Origin of the sequence: Psychrobacter arcticus 273-4 (assembly GCF_000012305.1) — a bacterium.
Lineage (GTDB): Bacteria > Pseudomonadota > Gammaproteobacteria > Pseudomonadales > Moraxellaceae > Psychrobacter > Psychrobacter arcticus.
In genome coordinates, this window is the sequence record NC_007204.1 from 1023135 (window position 1) to 1035417 (window position 12283).

A 12283-nucleotide genomic window follows, 5' to 3' on the forward strand; every position below is an offset into this window, starting at 1 on the left:
GCTAGTGGCCATTTGCTCGGCCAGTTTTTTAATGTCAGATTGAGTAGTCATTGCTTATTCTCCGGTTAGTGGATTATAAGCAGTTACACACTTTTGAGGAAAGTCTCGGTAGTTACACAGAATGTGGGGTGGGCTCATTTACTTATACTAGAAAATGAAAGCTTTGCTTTCACTGCCGGATAACGCTTCGTTTATCCGTTCTACATTTTTCAATTCCTTTAGTTTTTTGAACCTTTGATATCATGAATAAGCCCTTTTAACGCCATCCCGATTTATACGATTCTGGATATATTTCTAGGTTTTTGCCTATCTCTGCTGAAATGGGTACTGAATTTCCTATATAATACGAGCCATCTCGTTGTTGATGATTCATTCAATTTAGGCTTTTTTCTTAACAAGAAATGCTTTTTATTAGGTAAAAACGGTGCTTTATGTTTAACGCTTCCTCGACTCGTTTAAATAAATACATCAGCGAAAGCGGTATTTGCTCTCGAAGAGACGCTGACCGCTTTATTGAACAAGGCAATGTGTACCTCAATGGCAAGCGTGCTGCGGTGGGTGATCAAGTGGTTGCTGGAGATACGGTGAAAGTTAACGGGCAGCTTATTGAGCCGAAAGAAGCTGATGACTTTGTTTTTATTGTATTAAATAAGCCAGTCGGCATTGTGAGCACCACGGAAAGCTCCGAAAAAAACAACATTGTTGATTTTGTCAGACATAGCGTACGTATTTTCCCGATTGGCCGTTTGGATAAAGACTCTCAGGGTTTAATCTTTTTGACTAACAACGGCGATCTGGTGAACAAGGTATTGCGTGCTGGTAATAATCACGAAAAAGATTATGTGGTGACGGTGAATAAGCCGATAACGGATAGTTTTATTGAGGGTTTGGCTGGCGGCGTGCCTATGTTAGGGAAGATGACGAAAAAATGCCCTGTTACTAAGGTGGCGCCTAACGTGTTTAACATTACGCTAGTGCAAGGTTTGAACCGTCAAATTCGTCGTATGTGTGAGCATTTTGGCTATGAAGTCGTGAAGCTTGAGCGTACACGGATTATGAATGTAAGTCTCAAGGGTACACCCGTTGGAGATTGGCGAGATTTAACCCCACAAGAGTTGTCTGTTTTACTTAAATCTATAGAAGATTCTTCTTCGGAATCCAGTACTCCGGCCAAAAAATCTCGTAATACGCCACGGAAAAATGCTCGCACTGATACCTCGGAAAAGCCGAAAGTATCTTCAAAACCAAAGGGCGCAGCAAAGGGTAATGCTAAACATCCCAAAGATGGTGCCAGAAAACCAGCGGGTTCTAAAGGTAAAGATTGGCGTCCTTTTAGTGATGGCAAAAAGTCTGGAGGCAAGGGCAAACCTGCTACGAATGGCAAGCGCCCTTCAAAAGGTCGAGGTTCTTCGCGGTCCTCAAAACCATAGAGTGATCAGCTATGTGAATTTTTAGATGTGAACCGCCCCGACTATATCGGAGGCTGATTTACTTGAGTCAAGCAGCGATGCCTGACAGGATTAAATTATCATAATACCGCTTTTCAAACTCAAAAGGTGACACATAACCAATCGTGCTATGCAAACGGGTTTTATTGAACCAATCCACCCATTCAAGGGTTGCCAGTTCAATATCATTAAGGCCAGTCCAGCTCTCTTTGAAATAATGAATTACTTCAGCCTTATAAAGCCTGTTGTATAGTGGCAGCGACACTCAAAAGGCACCGATTCTCATCCAAAGAGTAGCACCTGTGTAGATAATGACTTTTGATGAAGTAGAGCATACAAGTTAGGTTAGCAACCAAAGTAAGTAGTGATATAATGCCCCGATAATCGATATTTTATGAAGGGTTTACATTATGGCTCGTACAGCTAGCGCATTACACATTTTAGTAAAACACAAAGAACTGGCTGACGACATTATTGCCAAGCTTAAAAAAGGCGCCCAGTTTGATGTGCTGGCTAAGAAACACTCAACCTGCCCATCAGGTAAAAAAGGCGGCAGCTTAGGTGAGTTTAAACAAGGCCAAATGGTACAGCCATTTGATAAAGTCTGCTTCAGCGGCGAACTCTTCACCCCACATTTAGTGAAAACCAAATTTGGCTGGCATGTGGTTAAAGTGCTTTACAGGACGTAAGAGTTAGAGTCGGGGCGGTTCAGGATAATGTTTAAGCCGACTGAAGTATGCCTTAAACATTATCCTGACTTATACATGATCTAACATCATGGCAATCAAGATTTGAGCTACCATGAGTAACTCATTTATGCCCCAAAACGATTTACTATCTAATGTCAGTGTCATAACTATATGAACCGTCATGAAAACGGGCTTTTTGTTTGAGTAGTTAGACTTAACTATATTCAAAAAGATATTTCGATAAATCTTCTACAAACCCCGAAAATTAGACAAAAAAAAGCCTCACTACTCATATAAAGAGTAGTGAGGCTTTTTAAGTATTTGGAGCGGGAAAAGAGATTCGAACTCTCGACCCCAACCTTGGCAAGGTTATGCTCTACCACTGAGCTATTCCCGCTAATTATCAATTAACTATTGTCAGTTGATGATGGCGTATTATACGCAGTTTTTTGAGCGTGTCAACAGCTAGTATGAAAAAAAGTAAAAGATAGTAAATTGGCATATTATCCTATTGTCTATCTATGTTATAAAAGATTGTTATAATATATATTCCAAAAGATTTGCTTTCTATAAATAGGCTGGAATGCAGTTTTATAATTACTTTCATCATATTCATGATTTATAAACATAACACTTAAGGATAAGTAGTATGAGTCAACAATATACCATCGCTGATTATTTGTTTGATCGTATCGCAGAAGCGGGTGCATCAGAGGTATTTGGCGTACCTGGTGATTTTAACTTAACTTTTTTAGACAATATTATCGCCTCTGATAAGCTGCGCTGGGTGGGCAATACCAATGAGTTAAATGCAGGTTACGCAGCTGATGGCTATGCACGTGAGCGTGGGTTTGCGGCGATGGTGACGACCTTTGGAGTCGGGGAGCTGTCTGCTATCAATGCCACGGCAGGCTCGTTTGCAGAGTATGCGCCAGTGCTTCATATCGTAGGCGCGCCAAGTACAGCATTACAAGATTCAAAGCGCCGCATTCATCACTCACTTGGTGATGGCGTGTTCAATCATTTTATCAAAATGGTAGAGCCGGTCACGGTAGCACGGGCGCAAATTACGCCTGAAAATGCCGCCTCAGAGATTGACCGCGTGATTCGCTTGATTCTTAAAAAGCATCGCCCTGGTTACTTAATGCTATCGCCTGATGTTGCGCGTCAACCTATTTATCCACCGACGACCAAGCTCGTTGATAGCCAAGAAGATATTACCAGTCAAGCAGCGCTGGCAGATTTTAAGCAAGCACTAATAGCGTTCTTACCAAACAAAACCACGACTCTCATGGCAGATTTGATGGTGCATCGTTTAGGGCTGCAAAATCAGCTTAAGGCTTTGATTGCTGATACTGATATTCCTTATACGACGTTATCGTGGGGCAAAACCTTACTCGATGAAAACAGCGATCGTTGGGCAGGGACTTATGCGGGCGTTGCATCGCGCCCTGTGGTCAAAGATGCGGTCGAGAACTGTGAGTGTCTGATAAAAATCGGTGTGCAATATACTGACACCACCACCGCAGGATTTAGTCAAGATATCGATGAAAATGTCGTGGTTGATTTGCATTATGAACGTGCTAGTATTGCTGGCAAAAACTTTGCGCCCATTGCCCTAAAAGATGCCCTAAAAACACTGCATGAGGTGATGACTTCAGACATTAATATTGTGCCGAAGCAGTTCTATAAAGAGGTGAAGCCGCATGAGCAACATGGCAAGGATAATGAGGCTATCCGTCAAGATGACCTCTGGCATATCATTGCCGATCATCTAGATCATAATAACTTGGTGTTTGCAGAACAGGGAACGGCATATTTTGGTATCAGTGATGTACGTCTACCAGAAGGCGTGACTTGTTATGGACAACCAATGTGGGGGTCCATTGGTTATACTTTACCGGCAAGTTTGGGTGCAGCGATTGCATCACCAAGCAAGCGCAGTGTCTTGTTGATTGGTGATGGCTCAGCGTTATTAACTATCCAAGAGATTGCAGTGATGATTCAAGAACGGATCAATCCAGTGATTGTGCTGATTAATAATGACGGCTATACCGTTGAGCGAGCGATTCATGGTGAGAACCAGCGCTATAATGACATTCCTAAATGTGATTGGCAAGCGATGCCAAAAGCCTTTGGTGCGACAGAAGAAAACAGTCTAATGCTTAAGGTAGCAACAGCGGGTGAGCTAAAAGCGTCCCTCGAAAAAGCCGCTGCTACTACGGACAAGTTGGTCATGCTAGAGGTAATAGCGGCTAAGCATGATATCCCGCCACTACTAGCTGATATCAGCGCTGCGCTTAAGCCAAAAGCTGATTAAATAATTCGCACAAACCAGTGTTCGTTGAATCCATCATACGTCAATAAGTAACCTTGTCAAAGTATCAAGATATAGTCGGTGAAAAGTAATATCGATACAACACGTATTGCTGGTGCAAATTTTTCTTGCTTGCTGTGCCTACGCAGACAGAGGCTGCAAAAAATTTACACCAGCAATACTGTAGCGACTTTAAAGTATTTCAACTATAGTATTAAAAGAAAATTGATACCTTACCTTACTAGACTTAAAGAATAAAAATTAAACGCCATAAAAAACCCTTACAATCATTAGATTATAAGGGTTTCATATATGGTACCGGTGGTCGGAACCAATATTGTTTTATAAGTATTTGATTTTTATTAAAATATTTATTTTAAAATAAATTAGTATACTCTTCAGTATACTTGTAACAACTATTTCATATTAAGTATTATTTGGTAGCTAAGTATAGCTTGCCAGCTTTGCTGGTCTCAGTATGCATGTTGATATTTTGAAAATATCAACAATCGAGTTGTTTTATTTTTTAGATTTAATCTCATTGTACTCTTTATCTATCAACGCTTTTAGGTAAATTACCATATTTTCACCGTAAGCCTCTGCAATCACATTAAGTTTCTTTTCATAACCATGGGGCAACTTGAGCTTTTTTTCAGGTTTAACTATTTTCTTATCCCTAAACACCTTTTGATTCCAAGCAGTGCGCATTCTCTGGATCAATTCCCTCTTAGCATCACTATCCTTGTTTACTTTGCTAACTAATGTCGCAAAAGCTTTAGGATTTTGCCAATTAGTTTTGCTAGCTTGATCAAATTCCTCATTTCTCGCAATTAATTGTTCTTCCTGTGAGTGTATACCTTGCTCTGATGTTTGATCAGGCTTATCTGTATTTTTAGCTTTCGTAGTTTGAATATCAATTAGCTTGCTCTTTAGATCTGAATGTAAATCGAGCGCATCTAATGATGCACATACTTGTGCATAACATTCTTTAGTGTTGTTAGGTAAAAAGGTAGGAGTATTTATTAATAGCTCTTTTTCTTGAAGGTAGTCAAATGCCCAATCCATTTGTTCTTGATCTTTTCTATCCAACCAACTCAAATATTTATGATTGGTTTTAAAATTATTGTAAAAATAAATTGCATTTTTCATGATATTTTTTTTACCGAATAAAAGAAAGTCTCTGCATAAAAAACCATTTTTGTTTCCAGCTCTATGGAAAAGATCAAAGCTTAGTATTAGATCTTTTGGAAATACGGTGTGCTCCATGATTATATCGAACTCCCATTTACAGCAGAGGATAAGAAATGAATAAAACCAAAGCGTCGCACGTAAATCATCTTTTAACCAGCGTATATAATTATCTGGAACTAAAGTAGTTGTCGGAAAAAAATAAACCCTTTCATATATATTTATTTTGAATTCTAAATCAATAGCAAGTTTAAGGTTGAACAAAGTATGTGGATATCTTGAAATTTTCCCATCTAGTTCTAAATTATGAAATATAAAGTCAACTTCTCTTTGAGAATACTTTAATTTATTTGTCAATATAAAATTATCAGTCATTTTAGTATACCTTGAATATAGAGACCAGATTGGCACCTTTGCCATTAATTATCTAGTAATTTTAACATCATTTAATCGTAGTATTATTAGTAATTTTTTAGTAATCGATTATTAGATAGCACCTTACCGTTTATAAGTATAGTATAGGGTAATAACTATATTTTTCTTATTATTCTATAAAATCAACTGCATCCCGTCTTGAACCAAAAAAATACGTAACTCCCCACTCAGCGAAATCACGCATGGGTAGGCTTTTTCAAAAACCAAAGTCACGCTGCAGCGTGATATTTATCAGCCTCAAAATCCGGTTATTAATATTATTATATGTATCAACCCTAATACTATGTGACTAGCTACCCTTATCAATAAAAATAATAATTTACTCATCTGCCTAAGATTATGAACGTATAACTTTAGGCCAATAGCATGATCATCCCAAACTTAAGCCATGAGGTAGTAGTCGCTAAAGTCGACAAACTCGTGAGCGATATACTTAACCCTAATACTCGAATTAGCATTCAACAAATCAGTGAGCAACTGAATCTTTACTATCAGCCAATGACACTGCTTTACGATAATGATTTGGTATATGTCAATTCGATAAAATGGTTTATAGGCAGCTGCCATATTGTTTGTGGTTATTGTTATCCTCATGAAATTATTTGGGATGAGGCTATGACACAAAGGTTTTTAGATGCGCTAAAATTTTACCAGTATGAATATGCCACTGCTATGACGGATTTTGCTTTTCAAGAGCAGCGCAATAGCCAATCACTTAACAAATATATGAGTTACTTTTTAGAAAAGTACGCACGTGTGCTCATCGTAAGAGTAGATGTCAAAATAAAAGTAGAGTTTGCGCACCTTGTAGACATTGAAACATTTAACGGCTTCGTCAATCAGCTTATGGAAACAATTCAAAGGGATAGAGAGATAGAAAAGAAAAGAAAGGCTGGAAAGGTGGCTGATAAGGATAAAGGTTCTTTCGAAGATTTAAGGGGTTATGCTTGGGCTATAGAGCAGGGTGTTGATAATGGTGGTTTACACTGTCACTTGGTATTGATTTATAACGGTGACAAGCGTCAGCACGACTGGTTTCTAGGCGAAGCTGTCGGTAAGAAATGGGTAGAGATAACGGGGGGTTTAGGCTGGCACAACAATGGTAATACTACTGAGCGTAAACGACACTATGAGCGTCAGGGTACGCTTGGTATTGGCATGATTCACGGAAATAATCCCTTAGAAGTAAAAAACGCTATATATGCAGCACTGTACTTAACTCGACCTGACAAGTACGAGCAGCGCCTTAAAGCATGGACGCCAAGCATGCGCAGCTTTGGTCGCGGAATTATCCCTAAGAATTAAGTAGTGCTTGGCATAGCCCATAGCTAACTAATTTCAAATACATACTACTTTCATGAGATCGAGCATTAGCGTGCTAATGCCTATCCTTACTCATCATTAAAGGTCTGCCTCGTGCAGGCCTTTTTTATGCCCAAAATAAAAGGAGTCTTTATGAAATCAGTATGTCCATGCTGCCACTCATCAGCTGTGTATGAGATGACTGACAGTGCTCATGATCATTTGATCGACGAGCTGTTGTCTCCTGCTGCACTGATCGGTCTTGGCGTCAGCCTATGCAAGTCATTCAGAGTGCATCCTGTGATCGGTGTGATGGTAGGTACTGCCTTAGCAACCATGATCGAGATGGCTCAATCAAATACCGCTTTACCGATGCTGATTAATAAGCAGTATCGCTGTGATGACTGTACTCACGTGTTCTCATCAATCCATTCATCTAGCTCACTCTGATTAATTAAACAAAGCAATCCATCAACTTACTTAACCAATCAAATCTAAAAGGAATATTCTCATGGCACATTTAATCGAATCAATGGCATATGTTGGCGAAACCCCTTGGCATGGCTTGGGCAATGAGCTTGCACCCAAGCAGCCTATTGAAGTCTGGGCCAAGCAAGCAGGTATGGACTGGCGTATTGAATCATCGGACGTTAGCTACATGGCTAATAACGATAAAGGGCATAACTTGATCTTGCCCTTTGCCGAGCAGAAGGTATTGTACCGTAGCGATAACTTCGAGCCGTTATCCGTCGTCAGTCAACGCTACCAAGAAGTTCAGCCTCGCGAGATTCTAGAATTCTATCGTGATCTCACCGAACAGTCTGACTTTGAGCTGGAAACCGCAGGTGTATTAAAGGGTGGTCGTAAGCTATGGGCACTCGCTCGTACAGGCCAGTCATGTAGTGGTCAACTAATTTAGGACAGCTGATAAGAGGTTTGGTTAAAATAACGTTTCTCTTTCTCTGCTGGTGATAAATAATCGTTAAACGCATGCGGTCTTATGGTTTGATAATAGCCCCAGATATAATCGACAATAGCAGTTTTAGCCTCAGTCATATTTTCATAGCCATTTTTTGGCATCCATTCGGTTTTAAAGCTTCTAAAGAAGCGCTCAGTCGGAGCGTTGTCCCAACAGTTGCCCTTTCGGCTCATACTATGCGTCATACCACTGCAATCGGCTACTGCTTTTGCAAACGCCTGGGAGCTATAATGGCTGCCCTGATCTGAATGAAACAACACGCCACTGGGTTTCATTCTGCTGTGATATGCCATTTGTAGCGCTTTGACGGTAAGCTTACTATCCGGTGAGCTTGATATGGCAAAGCCCACCAAACGACGGGCGTACAGGTCTAAAACGACGGCAAGATAACACCAACCGCCTTTGATGCGAATATACGTCACATCCCCCGTCCAGACCTGATTGGGTGCTTCTGGGCTAAAGTTTCGATCTAATATATTGTCATAAATGCTATGTTTTTCATCAGCTTGTCTGTAGTGATGTCGCTTTATCTGACAGCTTTTGAGTCCCAGTTTTGCCATAAGCTTTGCTACTTTATATCGGCTAAGGGTGATGCCATGCTCATTGTTTAAGATGGCACGAATCGTTCGAGCCCCTGCCGAGCCGTTTGATTGCTTAAATATTTGGCGAATTAAAGCTTTGATCCTAATTAAGACAAGGCTGATGGATTTGGGATTTTTGCCATAGTAATAGCTGCTCTTATTCATGCCAAACAGCTTGAATAGTTGGTTTTTGCTCACCCGTTTATCCTGCTCTGCCAGCTGGTTTATTAGCGATAGTCGTTTAGATTGTCCAACGCCAGCAGAGCGGAAGCCTTTTTTAAGATGTCGCGCTCCATCCTCAAGCGCTTATTCTCTTTACGCAGTTCTTGGAGCTCTCGCTGTTCATCCGTTAAAGCATTGCCGACTTTAGGTGCTTGGCCACTCATTTCTTGACGGTATTGACTCAGCCATTTCTGCAAGGTGGATTTGCCAATGCCAAGTGAGCTTGCCACGTCAGTTATGCTACGGTTGTGATCAATCACTAAGCTTATGGCTTCTAGCTTGAATTCTCGAGTATATTGGTTGCGTTTTTGGCTCATACGGTTTTCCTCTTTGGGTTAATATAAACCTCTTATGCGCTGTCCAGTTTTATTATGCCACTACACACAGCTATGAGATGAAGCAGTTGTCAGAGCGCCGTGTCACTCAAGCGGAAGCGGCTAACTATCTAAGCCGTGTGTTCAACGATCAGGACAATGACATCATTTTATTTAACCGTGCTAAGAAAGAGAAAGATGCGGTGCCCAATGCCAAAGCGATGAATCAAGTCATGAGCATGTTCAACGGTCAAGGTCGCGGTGCCACACTCGATGCGGCTAGTGATACCGCCTATGGTTTGCTGTGCAGCATCACTGAGTACGTGGATCATGAACGACGGGCGATGAATACGGACAATCGCCTGAACTCAGCATGGTTCGGTGCTGGCGCTAAGCTGAAACAAAAAGGTTTGGAGCAATCGCTATTGCTGCTTGCTTAACCAGTGATGAAGACACCGCTGAACACACAATCAACCACGCCTTTGAGCGTGGTTTTTTTATGCCGTTTATTTAACCAATAATAAATCTAACGAAGGAATTCACTATGAACCTGATCGCATTAAACACGACGACTCAGCCAAGACACACCAAGCGCACTACCGTTAAGGTTAAGACGCCAATAAAGACTAAGCATGGTATCGAAGATATGCCGAAGTCCAAGCTAGAGAGCAAACCCGTTAAGTCGTCTAACAATCAATCAAGCACAGCTAAACGTCTGGTCAATACCAAATCTTTGAGCCATGAGGACTGGCTACAAGTACGCAGACAAGGTATTGGCAGCTCTGATGCCGCTGCTGCCTGTGGTATCCATCCGTATTTGTCTATGCTGGAGCTGTGGATGATTAAGACCGGTCGTATCGACTCTGATATCGATGAGAGCATCGAAGGGTACTCGCCATTGTATTGGGGCAATACCTTAGAGCCGATGGTGGCTAAATACTATCAAGCGCATACCGGCAATAAGGTGCGCCGCGTCAATGCCATCTTGCAGCATCCTGAGCAGCCATTTATGCTGGCGAACTTGGACTATGCAATCACTGGTAATGACGAGGTACAGATACTGGAATGTAAAACTGCTGGTGAACATGGTGCCAAGCTCTGGAAGCATGGCGTACCTTTGTACGTCACTTGCCAAGTACAACACCAGTTGGCGGTCACAGGCAAACAAGCAGCGCATATCTGTGTGCTGCTGTGTGGACATGAAGCGAAGATTTACAAGGTTGAGCGTGACGAGCGCTTAATTGAATCTATCATCGAACATGAGCGTCTATTCTGGCAATACGTAGTAACAGACACGCCGCCCACACCTGATCACTCTGAGTCAGCAGCGCGGGCATTAAAACAGTTGTATCCAGCGCCTAAACCCTCAAGCAAAGTTGATCTACGAGAGGATGACGGTGCTAACAAGTTGTTTGAGAAATTACTTAGCTACCGTGATTACATGCAGGAGTTAGAAGAACGCCATGATCAGGTCAAGCATCAGCTACAAACGCTGATTGCAGACAATGAGATTGCGGTATTCGAGAAAGGCGCTATTTCGTGGAAGCGCTCGAAAGACAGTGTCAGTCTTGATAGCAAGGCGCTCACTAAAGCGCATCCTGAGTTGCTTGAGCAGTTTAGTAAAACCCGTCAAGGTAGTCGTCGCTTTATGATCCTTAACGATAACTAAGCTAATACTCAGTCATCAAACATACTCAATAAATGAATCCACTCAATCAAATAAGCGCATAACTGCCCAGCTATCGAAGCTGGGCTTTTTTATGGCTTAACACATTCTATTAAATCCATAAAAGGAATATCACCATGATTAAAGGTCTAACGATTACTCCACCAGTTTTAGGTCGTATCAGTATTGGACGTGTCGTTGTCAAAGATGGCAAGCGTCTCCCTGCTAAAGACGATCAATTCACCATTACCAGTCAAATCCAGAATAAAGACGGCTGGATCAATCATCCACTAGACGAAAAGCTACGCGAAAACAGCAACGGAAAGCTCAGACAAATACCGGTTCGTATGCTGTTCAATGACCCTGAGCTCAACCTACGAGCTGAGTACACCTTGTTTGATAGACAGACAGGTCGTCCACTATGCGTCGGTGACGGTGAAAAGTGTCAGCGCAGAACCAATAACGGTGTCGAGCAACTGCCTTGCCCATCACCTGATCGCTGTCCACTGGCGCAAGGCGGTGCTTGTAAACCATATGGCAGGCTTTACGTGAATCTGTCTGAAGATGATGAGCTAGGCACGTTTATCTTTCGCACCACGGGATTTAATAGTATTAGAACGCTTGCCGCACGCTTAAGCTACTTTGTCGCCGTGTCAGGCAATAAGCTGTCATGCTTGCCATTGCAGTTAACCTTACGCGGCAAAAGCACGACGCAAAGCTATCGGACGCCAATTTACTTTGTGGATTTAACGCTGCGTGATGGGGTGACGCTTAAAGATGCGGTACAAGATGCGCAATCGATAGATGCGGAGCTTAGCGAGCATGGCTTTGATCAAGCCGCGCTAGAGGTAGCGGCTAAGCAAGGCTATGTAAATTCATGTTTTGGCATCGATGGCGATGAGACGTTTGAGGTAGTGGATGAGTTTTATCCGATGGAGGTAAGCGATGCGAGCAATAGTCAGCAAGGTCATACAAGAAATAGCTCAACGACTCATGACGTGACCAGCATTGAGCAAGGGCTACGACAGAGTGTGACGGCTGTGAGTTAACGCAGTTAAAGAAGAGTGTCGAAAAGGAGCTGATTATTCAGCTCCTTTTTTTATGGCTTCAACCAAGGCTAACAGTCGGACTGTATGGGATGC

At 41.8% G+C, this 12283-nt stretch carries 10 protein-coding genes, 1 tRNA gene and 3 pseudogenes; 9 read left to right on the plus strand and 5 right to left on the minus strand.

Features of this window, described 5'->3' with window-relative positions:
- Positions 1-431 precede the first annotated feature (431 nt).
- Positions 432-1430 (plus strand): 23S rRNA pseudouridine(2604) synthase RluF, encoded by a 999-nt coding sequence (gene rluF / locus PSYC_RS04450; protein ID WP_011280134.1) that lies wholly within the window; start codon positions 432-434, stop codon positions 1428-1430.
- A gap of 67 nt (positions 1431-1497) precedes the next feature.
- Here rluF and PSYC_RS04455 read toward each other — a convergent pair.
- Positions 1498-1695 (minus strand): annotated as a pseudogene (locus tag PSYC_RS04455) (IS3 family transposase); the annotation flags it as partial.
- A 163-nt stretch (positions 1696-1858) separates the two neighbouring features.
- Between PSYC_RS04455 and ppiC the strand changes: the two are divergent.
- Positions 1859-2137 carry a peptidylprolyl isomerase PpiC gene (gene ppiC / locus PSYC_RS04460; RefSeq protein ID WP_011280136.1) on the plus strand — a complete coding sequence of 93 codons (279 nt, stop codon included), beginning with the start codon at positions 1859-1861 and terminating at the stop codon, positions 2135-2137.
- 322 nt (positions 2138-2459) lie between these two features.
- Here the strand turns inward: ppiC and PSYC_RS04465 are convergent.
- Positions 2460-2534 (minus strand) — tRNA-Gly (locus PSYC_RS04465).
- Positions 2535-2786: 252 nt separating this feature from the next.
- Here PSYC_RS04465 and PSYC_RS04470 point away from each other — a divergent pair.
- Entirely contained in the window at positions 2787-4457 is a 1671-nt protein-coding gene (locus PSYC_RS04470) for an alpha-keto acid decarboxylase family protein (protein WP_011280137.1), read from the plus strand.
- A 516-nt stretch (positions 4458-4973) separates the two neighbouring features.
- Here PSYC_RS04470 and PSYC_RS04475 read toward each other — a convergent pair.
- A complete protein-coding gene (locus PSYC_RS04475; RefSeq protein WP_041757584.1) occupies positions 4974-6017 on the minus strand; it encodes a hypothetical protein in 1044 nt (347 codons plus the stop codon).
- A gap of 426 nt (positions 6018-6443) precedes the next feature.
- Here PSYC_RS04475 and PSYC_RS04480 point away from each other — a divergent pair, with 426 nt between their 5' ends.
- The 3 genes and pseudogenes from PSYC_RS04480 to PSYC_RS04490 all read left to right on the plus strand — a co-directional run.
- Complete coding sequence (locus PSYC_RS04480; RefSeq protein ID WP_041757586.1) at positions 6444-7382, plus strand: YagK/YfjJ domain-containing protein; 939 nt, start codon at positions 6444-6446, stop codon at positions 7380-7382.
- 150 nt (positions 7383-7532) lie between these two features.
- Positions 7533-7829 carry a hypothetical protein gene (locus PSYC_RS04485; RefSeq protein ID WP_049750918.1) on the plus strand — a complete coding sequence of 99 codons (297 nt, stop codon included), beginning with the start codon at positions 7533-7535 and terminating at the stop codon, positions 7827-7829.
- A gap of 61 nt (positions 7830-7890) precedes the next feature.
- A pseudogene (locus tag PSYC_RS04490) lies at positions 7891-8277 on the plus strand (DUF932 domain-containing protein); the annotation flags it as partial.
- 17 nt (positions 8278-8294) lie between these two features.
- Here PSYC_RS04490 and PSYC_RS04495 read toward each other — a convergent pair.
- Together PSYC_RS04495 and PSYC_RS04500 are read right to left on the minus strand one after the other, a co-directional pair.
- Entirely contained in the window at positions 8295-9167 is an 873-nt protein-coding gene (locus tag PSYC_RS04495; RefSeq protein WP_227500367.1) for an IS3 family transposase, read from the minus strand.
- A complete protein-coding gene (locus PSYC_RS04500; protein WP_011279828.1) occupies positions 9167-9478 on the minus strand; it encodes a transposase in 312 nt (103 codons plus the stop codon). Before PSYC_RS04500 ends, PSYC_RS04495 begins: the two co-directional genes overlap by 1 nt.
- Positions 9479-9543: 65 nt before the next feature.
- Between PSYC_RS04500 and PSYC_RS04505 the strand changes: the two are divergent.
- From PSYC_RS04505 to PSYC_RS04515, 3 genes and pseudogenes are all read left to right on the plus strand, one after another.
- Positions 9544-9915, plus strand: a pseudogene (locus PSYC_RS04505) (DUF932 domain-containing protein); the annotation flags it as partial.
- A gap of 104 nt (positions 9916-10019) precedes the next feature.
- A complete protein-coding gene (locus PSYC_RS04510; protein WP_011280143.1) occupies positions 10020-11144 on the plus strand; it encodes a YqaJ viral recombinase family protein in 1125 nt (374 codons plus the stop codon).
- 134 nt (positions 11145-11278) lie between these two features.
- Entirely contained in the window at positions 11279-12190 is a 912-nt protein-coding gene (locus PSYC_RS04515) for a hypothetical protein (RefSeq protein WP_011280144.1), read from the plus strand.
- Positions 12191-12283: the final 93 nt, after the last annotated feature.

Excerpts from the sequence above, each read along its gene's own strand:
- PSYC_RS04485 (WP_049750918.1), top strand. The coding sequence starts at position 7,533 with ATGAAATCAGTATGTCCATGCTGCCACTCATCAGCTGTGTATGAGATG.
- PSYC_RS04510 (WP_011280143.1), top strand. The coding sequence starts at position 10,020 with ATGAACCTGATCGCATTAAACACGACGACTCAGCCAAGACACACCAAG.
- PSYC_RS04500 (WP_011279828.1), bottom strand. The coding sequence starts at position 9,478 with ATGAGCCAAAAACGCAACCAATATACTCGAGAATTCAAGCTAGAAGCC.
- PSYC_RS04480 (WP_041757586.1), top strand. The coding sequence starts at position 6,444 with ATGATCATCCCAAACTTAAGCCATGAGGTAGTAGTCGCTAAAGTCGAC.
- PSYC_RS04475 (WP_041757584.1), bottom strand. The coding sequence starts at position 6,017 with ATGACTGATAATTTTATATTGACAAATAAATTAAAGTATTCTCAAAGA.
- PSYC_RS04515 (WP_011280144.1), top strand. The coding sequence starts at position 11,279 with ATGATTAAAGGTCTAACGATTACTCCACCAGTTTTAGGTCGTATCAGT.
- rluF (WP_011280134.1), top strand. The coding sequence starts at position 432 with ATGTTTAACGCTTCCTCGACTCGTTTAAATAAATACATCAGCGAAAGC.
- ppiC (WP_011280136.1), top strand. The coding sequence starts at position 1,859 with ATGGCTCGTACAGCTAGCGCATTACACATTTTAGTAAAACACAAAGAA.
- PSYC_RS04470 (WP_011280137.1), top strand. The coding sequence starts at position 2,787 with ATGAGTCAACAATATACCATCGCTGATTATTTGTTTGATCGTATCGCA.